This is a genomic window from Streptomyces sp. NPDC015130 (assembly GCF_043080005.1).
Lineage (GTDB): Bacteria > Actinomycetota > Actinomycetes > Streptomycetales > Streptomycetaceae > Streptomyces.
This window is the reverse complement of record NZ_JBIBVC010000002.1, coordinates 547631-561311: the sequence shown is the minus strand read 5'-3', so window position 1 is coordinate 561311 and position 13681 is coordinate 547631. Positions and strand designations below refer to the sequence as shown.

At 73.4% G+C, this 13681-nt stretch carries 13 protein-coding genes and 1 riboswitch; of the genes, 7 read left to right on the top strand and 6 right to left on the bottom strand.

What is annotated here, in order from left to right; translation table 11 throughout:
• Positions 1 to 74 precede the first annotated feature (74 nt).
• The gene (locus ACF08F_RS05810) at positions 75 to 1328 is read right to left on the bottom strand and encodes a prenyltransferase/squalene oxidase repeat-containing protein (protein WP_392297228.1); all 1254 of its coding nucleotides are present in this window, start codon (positions 1326 to 1328) and stop codon (positions 75 to 77) included.
• A 95-nt stretch (positions 1329 to 1423) separates the two neighbouring features.
• Positions 1424 to 1500: riboswitch (cobalamin riboswitch) on the bottom strand.
• A 231-nt stretch (positions 1501 to 1731) separates the two neighbouring features.
• Positions 1732 to 2769 (bottom strand): MBL fold metallo-hydrolase, encoded by a 1038-nt coding sequence (locus ACF08F_RS05805; RefSeq protein WP_392297227.1) that lies wholly within the window; start codon positions 2767 to 2769, stop codon positions 1732 to 1734.
• A 152-nt stretch (positions 2770 to 2921) separates the two neighbouring features.
• On the opposite strand from ACF08F_RS05805, the gene ACF08F_RS05800 reads away from it, so the two are divergent.
• The 3 genes from ACF08F_RS05800 to ACF08F_RS05790 all read left to right on the top strand — a co-directional run bounded on the left by ACF08F_RS05800 (position 2922) and on the right by ACF08F_RS05790 (position 5260).
• Positions 2922 to 4382: an aldehyde dehydrogenase gene (locus tag ACF08F_RS05800; protein WP_392297226.1), complete on the top strand. Its 1461-nt coding sequence runs from the start codon at positions 2922 to 2924 to the stop codon at positions 4380 to 4382.
• Positions 4382 to 4615 carry a ferredoxin gene (locus ACF08F_RS05795; protein ID WP_392297225.1) on the top strand — a complete coding sequence of 78 codons (234 nt, stop codon included), beginning with the start codon at positions 4382 to 4384 and terminating at the stop codon, positions 4613 to 4615. The genes ACF08F_RS05800 and ACF08F_RS05795 overlap by 1 nt, the downstream gene beginning before the upstream one ends.
• A gap of 102 nt (positions 4616 to 4717) precedes the next feature.
• Complete coding sequence (locus ACF08F_RS05790) at positions 4718 to 5260, top strand: hypothetical protein (RefSeq protein ID WP_392297224.1); 543 nt, start codon at positions 4718 to 4720, stop codon at positions 5258 to 5260.
• A 59-nt stretch (positions 5261 to 5319) separates the two neighbouring features.
• Here ACF08F_RS05790 and ACF08F_RS05785 read toward each other — a convergent pair whose 3' ends face one another.
• Positions 5320 to 5970, bottom strand: coding sequence for a TetR family transcriptional regulator (locus ACF08F_RS05785; protein WP_392297223.1), 651 nt, complete (start codon positions 5968 to 5970; stop codon positions 5320 to 5322).
• 281 nt (positions 5971 to 6251) lie between these two features.
• Here ACF08F_RS05785 and ACF08F_RS05780 point away from each other — a divergent pair, with 281 nt between their 5' ends.
• The 4 genes from ACF08F_RS05780 to ACF08F_RS05765 all read left to right on the top strand — a co-directional run bounded on the left by ACF08F_RS05780 (position 6252) and on the right by ACF08F_RS05765 (position 10339).
• Positions 6252 to 7580: a glycosyltransferase family 4 protein gene (locus ACF08F_RS05780; RefSeq protein WP_392297222.1), complete on the top strand. Its 1329-nt coding sequence runs from the start codon at positions 6252 to 6254 to the stop codon at positions 7578 to 7580.
• Between the two features lie 148 nt (positions 7581 to 7728).
• Positions 7729 to 8475, top strand: coding sequence for a class I SAM-dependent methyltransferase (locus tag ACF08F_RS05775; protein WP_392297221.1), 747 nt, complete (start codon positions 7729 to 7731; stop codon positions 8473 to 8475).
• On the top strand, positions 8472 to 9563 hold the full coding sequence (locus ACF08F_RS05770) for a prenyltransferase (protein WP_392297220.1): 1092 nt from the start codon (positions 8472 to 8474) through the stop codon (positions 9561 to 9563). The genes ACF08F_RS05775 and ACF08F_RS05770 overlap by 4 nt, the downstream gene beginning before the upstream one ends.
• A gap of 200 nt (positions 9564 to 9763) precedes the next feature.
• Positions 9764 to 10339, top strand: a complete 576-nt coding sequence (locus ACF08F_RS05765; protein ID WP_392297219.1) for a hypothetical protein — start codon at positions 9764 to 9766, stop codon at positions 10337 to 10339.
• Position 10340: 1 nt separating this feature from the next.
• On the opposite strand, the gene ACF08F_RS05760 is transcribed toward ACF08F_RS05765, so the two are convergent.
• The 3 genes from ACF08F_RS05760 to ACF08F_RS05750 form a co-directional block, all read right to left on the bottom strand.
• Positions 10341 to 11351: an LLM class F420-dependent oxidoreductase gene (locus ACF08F_RS05760; protein WP_392297218.1), complete on the bottom strand. Its 1011-nt coding sequence runs from the start codon at positions 11349 to 11351 to the stop codon at positions 10341 to 10343.
• A 114-nt stretch (positions 11352 to 11465) separates the two neighbouring features.
• The gene (locus ACF08F_RS05755) at positions 11466 to 12341 is read right to left on the bottom strand and encodes a DUF5336 domain-containing protein (protein WP_392297217.1); all 876 of its coding nucleotides are present in this window, start codon (positions 12339 to 12341) and stop codon (positions 11466 to 11468) included.
• 112 nt (positions 12342 to 12453) lie between these two features.
• Positions 12454 to 13413: an N-acetylmuramoyl-L-alanine amidase gene (locus tag ACF08F_RS05750; RefSeq protein ID WP_392297216.1), complete on the bottom strand. Its 960-nt coding sequence runs from the start codon at positions 13411 to 13413 to the stop codon at positions 12454 to 12456.
• Positions 13414 to 13681 lie beyond the last annotated feature (268 nt).

The following is a 13681-nucleotide window of genomic DNA, read 5'->3' as shown; positions in this document are numbered from 1 at the left end:
GCGGCGCGTCCGGGTGGTGCCGGTCCGGGCAGCCGTGACGCCGGTGGCGGCGGCGCCGCCGATCCTGCTGTTCGTCACTTCTTGCGGCCGCTCACGAGGAAGCCGATGCCGACGCCGACGACCATGCCGATGCCGATGATCCACCACACGTCGAAGCCGGACTCGTCGTCGCTCGTGGCCGCGGCGGAGGTGTCCGGGGTCTTGGGCTCCGGGCCCAGGGCGTTGAGCTGCTCGACCAGGTCGGCCGAGCCGAACTCGCGCGGGTCGGCCTCCGTCGCGCGCGCGGCCAGGATCAGCTGCGCGTACGCGGCGGGGCCGCTCTCCTTCGCCCAGGCGGCGGAGTTCTTCTCCAGCCACTCCACCGCGGGCTGCGCCTCCTTCGTCGCGCCGGCGGCGGCGAGTGCCAGGACCGCGTCGGCGGTGTTGCCGATGTCCGGCTTCTCCGTCGTGTCGGTGGAGCCGGGCATCGGCGGGGCGGTGAGGTGGCCGGTCTTCGCGAGGGCCTTCGCCAGGTAGGAGGCGCCGTTGAGCGCGGCCCGCTCGGCGGTCGGCTTCGTCAGGTCCTGGCAGGTCGGGCTCTGCTCGGGGGAGGCCTTGGTGGAGACGATGCTCTTGCCGAGCCCGGCGAGGGTGGCCGCCGCGGTGGCGTCCGCGTTGGCGAGGAGCTTGCCGGTCTTGTCGGGCTGGTACGCGAAGGCTCCGGCGCCGGCCTTGTCGGTGCAGGGCAGCGCGAAGGTGAGGAGCGCGTCGTAGGGGGTGCGGCCCTCGACGGAGGTGTAGGAGCCGGGCTTGATCCCGGTCGCGCCGAGGGCGCCGACGACGAGCGAGGTGGAGTTCGCGTCGCTGGGGCCGCCGGGGGTGTAGCCCCAGCCGCCGTCCTTGTTCTGCACCGACCGCAGCCAGCCGTCGCCGGCCTTGACGGCCTTGTCGACCTTCTCCGGGAACATGGACTCGCGGCGGACGGAGCCGAGCGCCTGGACGGCGAGGGCCGTGGCGTTGGTGTCGCGCATGGTCTTCGCGTCGCAGGGGACGGTCGGGTCCGCGCGGTAGGCGCTGAAGGAGCCGTCGGCGCACTGCTGGTCGAGGAGCCAGTCCACGGCCAGGTCGGCGGGCTGGAAGCCGGCGCCCCGCTGGGCGAGGAAGGCGTACGACTGGCGCCACACACCGTCGTAGGTCGGGTCGTTCGTGCCGTACAGGCCGTCGGCGCGGCCGGACGTGGAGGGGGCCGGCGAGGGCGCGGCGGCGGCCGGCAGGGCCAGGGCCGCTCCGGTGCCGAAGACGACGGCGGCGGCTGCGAGCGCGGCTGCGCCGCGGCGGACGGTGTTCATGGGGCCCTCTCCTGCGGCCGGGCACCGGCACGCCACGGGGGCACCAGGCTCCGGCTCCGTATTCCTCGACGGTGCCGGCGGTCACGTCCCGGACGGGGCAGTCCGACTTGCCGCCCCTGGTGGGGGGTGGCTCACGGTTGCGGGTCAGTGCCGGATTCGCACCGGCTTCCCCCCGAACGGGCATGATGACGACCCGCTCACTCTACCGGCCCGTACGCCCGCCACCGGGAGGGTGCGAGGCGCCTCACACCGCGACGCGCGCCGCGCCACGGCCCGGGCCGCGAGTACCTCCGGGCCCCACATCGCGACGCGCGCCGCGCCACGGCACGGGCCGCGAGTACCTCCGGGCCCCACATCGCGACGCGCGCCGCGCCACGGCGGGGGCCGCGACTCCCGCCGGGCCTCACACGGCGACGTACGTGACCGGGTCCGTGCCGGCCACCGCCTCGGCGCGGCCCAGCTTCACGAGGCGGCGGACGTGGGCCTCGGCCTCGCTGACGGCGATGTTCCGGGAGCCGTGGGGGATCTCGGCCCAGGGGCGGTTCCACTCCATCCGCTCGGCGAGCTGCCAGGGGGTGAGCGGAGCGGTCAGCAGGCCGAGCAGCCCGGTGAGCCGTTCCTCGTGGTGGACGAGGAGCTCGTCGACCCGGCCGGCCGCGTCGGCGAAGGCGTACTGGTGGGCGGGGAGGACCTCGGCGACGCCGAGGCGGCCGATGCGTTCGAGGGAGTCGAGGTAGTCGCCGAGGGGGTCGGTCTCGTGGACCTCGCCCGGGTTCTCGTACAGCCCGATGTGCGGGGAGATCCCGGGCAGCAGGTGGTCGCCGGAGAAGAGCCGGCCGTGGCCCGGCAGCCCGGCGGGGTGCTCCTCCTCCAGGTGGAGGCAGACGTGGCCCGGGGTGTGGCCGGGGGTCCAGACGGCGCGCAGCCGCCGGCCGGCGAGGTCGAGGAGCTCGCCGGGGACGATCTCCCGGTCGGGCACGGCGGAGCGCAGCCCCGGCAGGGTCCGCATCCGGCCGGAGGCGCGGGCGGCCCGCAGCGGGGCGACGTGCTCCTCGGGGGCGCCGACGGCGGTCAGCTTCTGCGTCATGTAGTCGAGCCAGGTGCCGGGCTCGGCCTCGCGGGTGCGGCGGACGACGGCCGCGTCGGCGGCGTGCATGGCGATCCAGGCCCCGGACTCCTCGCGGACCCGGCCGGAGAGGCCGTGGTGGTCGGGGTGGTGGTGGGTGATGACGACCCCGTGGATCTCCTGGACCGACAGCCCCAGCGCGCCGAGTCCGGAGGTGAGTTCGCTCCAGGAGGCCGGGTCGTCCCAGCCGGTGTCGACGAGGACGGGGCCGCGGTCGGTGTCGAGGACGTGGACCAGGGTGTGGCCGAGCGGATTGTCCGGGATGGGCACCCGCAGGGACCAGACGCCTCCGCCGTGCTCGGTCACCTGGGTCATGTGCCCTCATCTCTCCAAGACCGTACGGAGCTTGCTCGACTCGTGCTGGACTCGTTGCCCATGATAACTAGAACTGATATCAGTTCTGAAGCACCGTCAGAAAGTCGGAGAACGAACGTCGGCGAAACTCATCTCCTCGGGAGGCAGCGGTCATGACCGAGCTTGTGGAGCACGGAAAGCTGTTCATCGGCGGCGAGTTGACCGATCCCCTGGGCGACGCGGTCATCGAGGTGATCTCGCCGCACACCGAGGAGGTCATCGGCCGCGTCCCGCACGCCTCCGAGGCCGACGTCGACCGGGCCGTCGCCGCCGCCCGCCGGGCCTTCGACGAGGGGCCCTGGCCGCGGATGGCACTGGAGGAGCGGATCGCGGTCGTCACCCGGATCAAGGACGCGATCGCCGTCCGGTACGAGGAGATCGCGCGCTCCATCAGCTCGCAGAACGGCTCCCCGTACTCCTGGTCCGTCCTCGCCCAGGCGCTCGGCGCGATGATGGTCTGGGACGCGGCGATCACCGTCGCCCGGGACTTCGTCTACGAGGAGCGGCGCGGCGGCGTGCTCGGCCCGCTGCTCGTCCGGCGCGAGCCGGTCGGCGTGGTCGCGGCCGTCATCCCGTGGAACGTGCCGCAGTTCACCGCCGCCGCCAAGCTGGGGCCGGCGCTCCTCGCCGGCTGCGCGGTGGTCCTCAAGCCCTCGCCCGAGGCGCCCCTCGACTCGTACATCCTCGCCGAGATCGCGGCGGAGGCCGGGCTGCCCGAGGGCGTGCTCAGCATCCTGCCCGCCGACCGCGAGGTCAGCGAGTACCTCGTCGGGCACCCCGGCGTCGACAAGGTCTCCTTCACCGGCTCGGTCGCGGCCGGCCGACGGGTCATGGAGGTCGCCTCCCGCAACCTCACCCGCGTCACCCTCGAACTCGGCGGGAAGTCGGCCGCGGTGATCCTGCCGGACGCGGACCTGGACACCGCCCTCGCCGGGATCGTCCCGGCCGCCTGGATGAACAACGGCCAGGCGTGCGTGGCCCAGACCCGCATCCTCGCGCCGCGCTCCCGCTACGAGGAGATCGCCGAGGCCTTCGCGGCGGCGGCGGGCGCGCTCGTCGTCGGCGACCCGCTCGACCCGGCCACCCAGGTCGGCCCGCTCGTCGCCCGGCGCCAGCAGCAGCGCTCGCTCGACTACATCGGCATCGGCCAGGCGGAGGGCGCCAAGGTCCTCGCGGGCGGCGGCCGCCCGGCCGGTCTCGACCGCGGCTGGTACGTCGAACCGACCCTTTTCGGCGGCGTCGACAACTCCATGCGGATCGCCCGCGAGGAGATCTTCGGCCCGGTCATCTGCCTCCTGCCGTACGAGGACGAGGCCGAGGCCCTCCGCATCGCGAACGACTCCGACTTCGGGCTCAGCGGCAGCGTCTGGACCGGCGACGTGGAGCGCGGCATCGACTTCGCCCGCGGGGTCCGCACCGGCACCTTCAACGTCAACACCTTCAGCCTGGACATGCTCGGCCCCTTCGGCGGCTACAAGAACTCCGGTCTGGGCCGCGAGTTCGGCCCCGAGGGCTTCGGCGAGTACCTGGAGCACAAGATGATCCATCTGCCCGCCGGATACGGGGACGCGTGATGGGGGACCGCTGGCACGTCGAGGTCGACCGGGGCGTCTGCATCGGCTCCGGGATGTGCGTCAACCACGCCCCGGCCGCCTTCCGCCTCGACACGGCCCGCCAGTCCCACCCGCGGGACCCGGAGACGGACGCGGGGGAACGCCTCCTCGCGGCGGCGGAGGGCTGCCCGGTCGAGGCGATCCTGATCACCCTCGCGGACGGTGGTGAACCGGTGTTCCCGCCGGAGGAGTGACCGGTCAGGGGCCGTTCGTGACGTACCGTCGTTTCCACGTGCAAAACTGTGCCCTTGAAAACGGGGGCAAGAGGCCTTCGTACATGCGTATTTGGGAGTGTCGTGCGCAAGGCGATGTGGGCGGCCGCGGCCGCTGGTGTGGTGCTGTTGGTCGCCGGTTGCGGCAGCGAGGGCGGTTCGGACAAGGGCGGTTCGGCGGCCGGGGGTTCCTCCTCGGCCGGTTCGGCCGCGACGGGCGGCTCGGGCGGCTCCGGCGGCGAGCGGCTCGACGGGGCCGCGGTCACCAAGGAGCTGACCGACGCGGCGACGGGCGCCGGCTTCACGCAGGACGCCTCGGGCGAGCAGATCCCGGCCGAGGCCAAGGACTGCATGGTCAGCTGGACGGCCGACGCCGAGAAGGCCGCGGACCCGGCGAAGTCCTACGCGGACACGGTCGCGACCCTGACCAAGGGCGGCTGGAGCGAGGAGCGGAAGACCGAGCAGGGCGGCTCGGTCATCAAGTCCCTGAAGAAGAGCACCTGGCAGCTCCAGGCCAGCAACCACTCCGCCGGCCCGCTGAAGCTGGTCATGTTCGTGGCCGTCGACGGCAGCCCGGAGTGCGCGGCGGCGATCGCGGGGGCCAACAAGGCCACGCCTTCGTCCTGATCCACCGGCGCCGCCCGCGCCCCCGGTGTGTGAACTCCCGGGGGCGCGGGCGGGATTCGTCAGCGGCCCCGCCGCCCCTGCTCCGGCGCGGAGGAGGGGTCCGGGGCCGTCAGGTCGATCAGCCGGCAGACCGTCTCGATATCGATCTTCACCTGGGCGATCGAGGCGCGCCCCGACAGCCAGGTGATCAGCGCCGAGTGCCAGGTGTGCTCGATCACCCGCACCGCCGACAGCTGCTCGGGGCTCGGGTGCTCCGCCCCCATCGCGTCCAGGATGATCGCGGTCGTCAGCCGCGAGACCGTGTCGACCTCGGGGCTCACCCCGCGGTCCGCGAAGGTCAGCGCCCGCACCATCGCGTCGGCGAGCTGCGGCTCGCGCTGGAGTGCCCGGAAGGCCCGCATGAGGGTCTCCGCGACGCGCTCCGCCGGGTCCGCCCCGGCCGGCGGCCGCTTCCTCAGCGTGGTGTGCATGTGCTGGAGCTGGTCCTGCATCGTCGCGACCAGCAGGTGGATCTTGGACGGGAAGTAGCGGTACAGCGTGCCGAGGGCCACCCCGGCCGCCTCGGCGACCTCCCGCATCTGTACGGCGTCGAAGCCGCCCCGCGCCGCGAGCTGCGCGCTGGCGTCCAGGATGCGGCGCCGCCGCGCCTCCTGGCGCTCCGTGAGAGGCGGTGCCGAGGGGCCGAGGCCCGCCCTGTTGTCTACGGTCATGGGTTCCCGTTCCGTGCGGTGGAGCGGCGGTGGGGCGACGGTGAGCGTCGGTCGGCGGCGAGGCGAGCGGCCGTGGGGAGCGACAGTATGGCGGCCCGGCCGCCGTGGCGCGAATCACCTGTTCCGGCTCTCACCATGGAGCTACCTGCCGGTAGATTCTGTCCTCCTTGAACGATCAAGCAGATCGTCCGAGGAGATCGAGAACGATCAAGTCTGTAACTTGTTCTAGATTAGCGCGAGCGGTTACGCTCCGGCGAAACACGCTCGAAGGGGGTCGCCGCATGACCGCGGAAGCCATAGAGGCAAGCCCGGCCGGCCCCCGGCAGGGTGTCACCGCGGACGGTGACGGTCCGTTGCGGATCGCTCTCCTCACGTACAAGGGCAACCCCTTCTGCGGCGGTCAGGGCGTCTACGTCCGCCACCTCTCCCGCGAACTCTCCCGCCTCGGCCACTCCGTCGAGGTCATCGGCTCCCAGCCGTACCCCACGCTCGACGACGGCGTGCCGCTCACCGAGATCGCCAGCCTCGACCTCTACCGCTCCCCGGACCCCTTCCGGACGCCGAGGCGCGAGGAGTACCGGGACTGGATCGACGGCCTGGAAGTCGCCACCATGTGGACCGGCGGCTTCCCCGAGCCGCTCACCTTCTCCCTGCGGGCCCGGCGCATGCTCGCCGCCCGCCGCGGCGACTTCGACGTCGTCCACGACAACCAGACCCTCGGGTACGGACTCCTCGGCGGCCCCCGGGCCCTCGGCGCGCCCCTCGTCACCACGATCCACCACCCCATCACCGTCGACCGGCAGCTCGAACTCGACGCCGCCGCCGACTGGAAGCGCCGCGCCTCCGTCCGCCGCTGGTACGCCTTCACCCGCATGCAGAAGCGCGTCGCCCGCCGGTCGGAGTCCGTCCTCACCGTCTCCGGCACCTCCCGCCAGGAGATCGTCGAGCACCTCGGCGTACGCGAGGACCGCATCCGGGTCGTCCACATCGGCGCCGACACCACGCTCTGGTCCCCGGACCCGGCCGTCGCCGAGGTCCCCGGCCGGATCGTCACCACCTCCAGCGCCGACGTCCCCCTCAAGGGCCTCGTCTTCCTGATCGAGGCGCTCGCGAAGCTCCGCACCGAGCATCCCGACGCCCACCTCGTCGTCGTCGGCAAGCGCGCCGAGGACGGCCCCGTCGCCCAGGCCATCGAGCGGTACGGGCTCGGCGGCGCCGTCGAGTTCGTCAAGGGCATCAGCGACGCCGAGCTCGTCGACCTCTACCGCTCCGCCCAGGTCGCCTGCGTCCCCTCCCTCTACGAGGGCTTCTCGCTCCCCGCCGCCGAGGGCATGGCCACCGGCACCCCGCTCGTCGCCACCACCGGCGGCGCGATCCCCGAGGTCGCGGGAGCCGACGGCGAGACCTGCCTCGCGGTGCCCCCGGGCGACGCGGGCGCGCTGGCCGCGGCGCTCGGACGGGTCCTCGGCGACCCGGAGCTCCGGGCGCGGCTCGGCGCGGCGGGGCGGGCCAGGGTCCTGGACCGGTTCACCTGGGCCAGGGCGGCCCAGGGGACCGCCGAGCTCTACCGCGAGGCGGTGGCCCGCCAGGGGGCCGGAGTCCGCCGGTGAGACCTCGCCATCGTTGCCGGGTGCAGCCCGGTGGGTGGGTTGTGCCCACCCTCCCCCAAGCTCTCGGCTCCGCTCGCGCAGGGGGGACCCCCATCGCCCGGCGGAACGCCTGCCCACAACGACTCTCCAACCGCGAAAGCAGGGTCCCGTGCTGACCGTCGACTTCACCCGCTTCCCGCTCGCCCCCGGCGACCGCGTGCTCGATCTGGGCTGCGGTGCGGGCCGGCACGCCTTCGAGTGCTACCGGCGCGGCGCCCAGGTCGTGGCCCTCGACCAGAACGGCGAGGAGATCCGCGAGGTCGCCAAGTGGTTCGCGGCGATGAAGGAGGCCGGGGAGGCCCCCGCCGGGGCGACCGCCACGGCCATGGAGGGCGACGCCCTCAACCTGCCCTTCCCCGACGACTCCTTCGACGTCGTGATCATCTCCGAGGTCATGGAGCACATCCCGGACGACAAGGGCGTCCTCGCCGAGATGGTCCGCGTCCTCAAGCCGGGCGGCCGGATCGCGATCACCGTCCCCCGCTACGGCCCCGAGAAGATCTGCTGGGCGCTCTCCGACGAGTACCACGAGGTCGAGGGCGGCCACATCCGCATCTACAAGGCCGACGAGCTCCTCGCCAAGATCCGGCAGGCCGGCCTCAAGCCGTACGGCACCCACCACGCGCACGCCCTGCACGCCCCGTACTGGTGGCTGAAGTGCGCCTTCGGCGTCGACAACGACAAGGCCCTGCCGGTCCGCGCGTACCACAAGCTCCTGGTCTGGGACATCATGAAGAAGCCCGCCCTGACCCGGATCACCGAGCAGCTGCTCAACCCGGTCGTCGGCAAGAGCTTCGTGGCGTACGCGACCAAGCCCCATCTGCCCGAGGCGGCTTCCTCGGACGCGGCCAAGTGACGAGCCCCGAGCGGATCGCCGAGCACCTCGTCCTGCCCGGCGTGCTCACCGCCGAGCAGGCCGCCGAGACCGTCGCCGGGATACTCGCCGTCCAGCGCGAGGACGGCGCCGTACCGTGGTTCCGGGGCCACCACCTGGACCCGTGGGACCACACCGAGGCGGCCATGGCCCTCGACGCGGCCGGCGAGCACGCCGCCGCGGCCCGCGCCTACGAGTGGCTCGCCCGCCACCAGAACGGCGACGGCTCCTGGTACGCGGCCTACCACGACGGCGACCCGGACGACGTCACCGACCGCAGCCTCGAGTCCAACTTCGTCGCGTACATAGCCGTCGGCGTCTGGCACCACTACCTGTCGACCGGCGACGACGCCTTCCTCGACCGGATGTGGCCCGTCGTCTACGCGGCCGTCGAGTTCGTCCTCGGACTCCAGCAGCCCGGCGGCCAGATCGGCTGGAAGCGCGAGCCCTCCGGCGAGGCCGTGGACGACGCGCTCCTCACCGGCTCGTCCTCCATCCACCAGGCGCTCCGCTGCGCCCTCGCCATCGCCGAGGTCCGCGAGGAGCCGCAGCCCGACTGGGAGCTGGCGACGGGCGCGCTCGGCCACGCGATCCGCCGGCACCCCGAGCGCTTCCTCGACAAGTCCCGCTACTCGATGGACTGGTACTACCCGGTCCTCGGCGGCGCGGTCACGGGGGCCGACGCGAAGGCCCGCATCGAGGCGGACTGGGACCGCTTCGTCGTCCCAGGCCTCGGCGTGCGCTGCGTCGTCCCCAACCCCTGGGTCACCGGCGGCGAGAGCTGCGAACTCGCCCTCGCCCTCTGGGCGATGGGGGAGTCCGACCGGGCCCTCACGATCCTCCAGGACATCCAGCACCTGCGCGCCGGGAACGGCATGTACTGGACGGGGTACGTCTTCGAGGGCGAGACGGAGAGCGACAAGGCCGTGTGGCCGGAGGAGCAGACCGCCTGGACCGCCGGCTCCCTCCTCCTCGCGGTCGCCGCACTCGGCGGCGAGGAGGCCACGGTCGCCGTCTTCGGCGGCGAACGCCTCCCCAGCGGCCTCGAACCGGACTGCTGCGGGGCCTGAGCGCGGCCCGGACGACGGAGACCGTGCGGGAGCCGGGCGGGAGTCGTCCGGAGGCCGTGCGGGAGCCGGCGGGAGTCGTCCGGAAGCCGGGCGGGAGCCTGCGCCGACTCCGTGCGAACCCGTACGGAGTCGTCCGGGTGGCGGGCGGTCGGGGGCGGGGTGAGGCTGGCGGACGCCGCTACCCCCAGGGAGGTCCCGCCGTGCCCCGAACCGTGTCCGAGCGCAGAGCCGTGTCCCGCCCCCTCACGCGGGGCGTCGTCGCCCTGGTGCTGTCCTGCACCCTGCTCCTGACGACCGCCGCCTGCGGCGACGACGACACGCCGAGCGCGAGCGCCGCCGCGACGCCGACGGCCACCGGCACCTTCGAGCAGCAGAAGCTGGCCAAGACCCGGTTCGTGGCCAACGCGGGTCTCGCCGCGGGCGCCGCGTACCAGTGGATCGTGAAGCCGTACCGCGCGGGCAAGTTCGCGAAGGGCGCGGACGGGCGGACCTTCGCCCTCGTGAAGGCGGGCCTCGCGGGCGCGTTCACCTACAACCGGCTCAAGGCGGCCGTGAACAACGCCAAGGGCGACCCGCTGCTCTCGAAGGCGGTCGCGCCGCTCTCGGCCGGGATCGAGTCGCTCAAGGACCTCGGGACCAAGCTCCGGAAGGGCGAGGCGGGCGCCGCGGACGTGGGGGCCTTTGAATCCGTCATCAACAGCGTCAAGGACGCCGGCAAGAGCGCCGGCGCCGAGGTGGTCGACCAGGTGCCCAGTACGGCCCAACTCGGCGGGTAGCTCAGGAGTTCAGCTCCGCCAGTACGCGGAGCGTCGCGGGGTCCGGTGAGGTGACCAGCAGGTCCGTCACCGGGCCCCGCCGCCATGCGTCCAGGCGCTCGGCGATCCGCTCCCTGGGGCCGACGAGCGAGATCTCGTCGGCGAATGCGTCCGGGACGGCCAGCACCGCCTCCTCGCGCCGCCCCTCCGCGAACAGCTCCTGGATGCGGGCGGCCTCCTTCCCGTACCCCATCCGCCCCATGAGGTCGGCGTGGAAGTTGCGGGCGGCGTGCCCCATGCCGCCGATGTAGAAGCCGAGCATCGCCTTGACGGGCAGCAGCCCGGCGGACACGTCCTCGCAGAGCTGTGCGCGGACCATCGGGGCGACGGTGAAGCCCTCGGGGAGCGTCTCCGGCAGCGCGTACACCTCGGCCCAGCGGTCCGGGGACCAGTAGAGCGGCAGCCAGCCGTCGGCGATGGTGAGGGTCTGCGCGATGTTCCGCGGGCCCTCGGCGCCCAGGAGGATCGGGAGGTCGGCCCGCAGGGGGTGCGTGATCGGCCTGAGGGCCTTGCCGAGCCCGGTGCCGTCCTCGCCGACGTACGGGTGCGGGTGGAAGCGCCCGTCGAGCGTGACGGGACCCTCGCGGCGCAGGACCTGGCGGATCACGTCCACGTACTCGCGGGTGGCGGTCAGCGGGGAGCGGGGGAAGGGGCGGCCGTACCAGCCCTCGACGACCTGCGGCCCGGACAGCCCGAGCCCGAGCATCATCCGCCCGCCGGAGAGGTGGTCCAGCGTGAGCGCGTGCATCGCGGTCGCGGTCGGCGTGCGGGCGGCCATCTGCGCGACGGCGGTCCCGAGCCGGATGCGCGAGGTGTGCGCGGCGATCCAGGTCAGCGCGGTGAACGCGTCGGAGCCCCAGGCCTCCGCCGTCCACACGGAGTCGTACCCGAGCCGCTCCGCCTCGCGGGCCAGGTCCAGGTGGGCGGGGGAGGGGCCGCGGCCCCAGTAGCCGAGGGCGAGTCCGAGACGCATGGCACGGAGCCTTTCTGACGATACGTCAGGTAACGGTGCTCGGGGACTGTACGCCAACGGCCCCCCGTCCGGAAGGGATTCCGGGCGAGGGGCCGTCGGGCGAGACGTGCGGGGTCAGCCGCGCTGGATGCCCGTGGTGTCCTGGAGGACGCCGCGGCGGCCGTCCTGCGTCTGCGCCACCAGGGCCTGGCCGCGCTGCTCGACCGCCAGGTACCAGGTGCCGGGCGCCAGCTCGGCGATCGGCGCCTGCGAGCCGTCCTCCGCGTACAGCTGACGGGCGACCGGGACCGCGAACCAGAACGGCGCGAAGTCCCCGGCCGGCTGCGCCTGCGGAGCCGGGGCCGCCTGCGGCTCGGGCTGCTGCGGGGCGTGCGGCTGAGGAGCGTGCGGCTGCGGGGCGCCCTGCGCGCCGAACGGCTGACCCGCGCCGTGCGACGGGTCCTGCGGGCCACCGGCACCGAACTGCTGCTGCGCACCCGGGTAGCCGTAGCCGCCGGGGACGCCCGGCTGACCCGGCTGGCCGGGCTGCATGCCGTACGGCTGCGGGGTCTGCGGGCTCGGCGCGCCCACGAGCGGGGCCTTCAGCGCGGGCACCAGCGGACCGGCGACGGCGGCACCGGCGAGCACGAGCGAGGCGATCAGGCCGAGGATGAGGCCCGCGCCGGCGTTGTTCGCCTCGAAGATCCACATGAGCAGGTTCCACGCGGAGGCGATGGTGAAGGCGGCGCCGACCTGGCCCAGCTCCAGACCGGCCACCTTGCGCTGCTGCGGCAGGGCGCGGGAGGCGACGACCAGGGCGGCGCCGGCGATGCCGAGGAAGAAGGCACCCCAGCCGAGGTAGGACACCTCCCACGAGTTCGGGGTCTCGTACTGCTCGCAGAGCGCGTCGGGCCCGTCGCAGCCTGCGACACCCAGGAACGAGGCGATGAGCAGCACCACCGCTGCACCGATCAGCACGCCATCGCCTCGGGTGAGGGAGCGGATATTCACGTAAGAGTCCTTCGTCGGGTCGTCGTCGCGTCGTCGTCGCGTCGGAGTGGCGCTCAAGGTCGTGGCACGGGGGCGGCCCCATGTTACGGAGCGAATCTATCGCTCGCCGGTTCTACCCGTTGAGGTAGGTGGCGATGCCGTCCGCGATTCCCTGGGCGGCCTTCTGCCGCCATGCCGCCGACGTCAGCAGCGCCGCATCCTTCGGATCACGCATATTGCCGCATTCGACGAACACCTTGGGCACGGTTGAGAGATTCAGGCCGCCGAGGTCCTTGCGGACGTCCAACCCCGTACCTCCGCCGAGATAGTTGGCGGGCTTCGTGCCGGTCGCGCGGGCGAACCGGTCGGCGACGGCCTCCCCGAGCTCACGGGACGGTCCGACGATCGGACCGGTGTCCGCCGCTCCGGCGCTCACCCGTGCGGGAAGGATCACATGGAAGCCGCGGTTGCCGACGGCCGAGCCGTCCGCGTGGACGGAGACGACCGCGTCGGCGCGGGCCGCGTTGCCGATCGCGGCCCGCTCGTCGATGCAGGGGCCCCAGGGGCGGTTGGCGTCGTGGGTGAACACGACCTTCGCGCCGCGCGCGGTGAGGAGGTCCCGCACCCGGTGGGAGACGTCCAGGGTGAAGGCTGCCTCCGTGTACGCGGCCTGCGCGGCCGTGCCGTTCGTGGACGTGCCGGTGGTGTCGCACTCCTTGCGGGCCGTGCCGATGTCCACCTTCGCGTTGATCTCCCGCGGGTGCTTGAAGTTCCCGGGGTTGTGGCCGGGGTCGACGACCACGGTCCGTCCGGCGAGCGAGCGGGACCCCTGCGCCCCGGAGGGGGAGGAGGGGACGGCGGTCGTGGACGCCGTGGGCGCCGTGGGCGTCGTGGTGGAGGCGTCGGGCGCGCCCGGTGCGGTGGGTGTGGCGTCGACGGCGGGGGGCGGGGTCGGCGTCCCGCCCTTCCCGGACGCGGTGGAGTCCTCGGACGCCTGGGAGGCTCCGCAGCCGGCGAGCGCGGCGCAGCAGCCCGCGAGGGCCAGCGCGAGGGCGAGGGTACGGGGGGCGGTCTTCCGGTGGTCGTACGGCACCCCGCGACTTTAGGCCCTGCGAGGGGCGGACGCCGGTAGCGGGTAGGTCGCAGCTTGGTCACCGGCTTCGCGGAACCGTGGACGCGTGTGCGTGGACCGTGAAGGGTAGGTGGAAGGAGTTGCGGTGGGGTGTCACCGCGCATTGGACCCACGAGGGGGAACCGTGGTGGGGGAAGAACCGAACGACGCACGTCCCGAGCCGTCCGACCGGGTGCCGGGAGCGGGAGACGGATCGTTAAACAGACCGCCGCAGGGCGGTGGCGCCGGT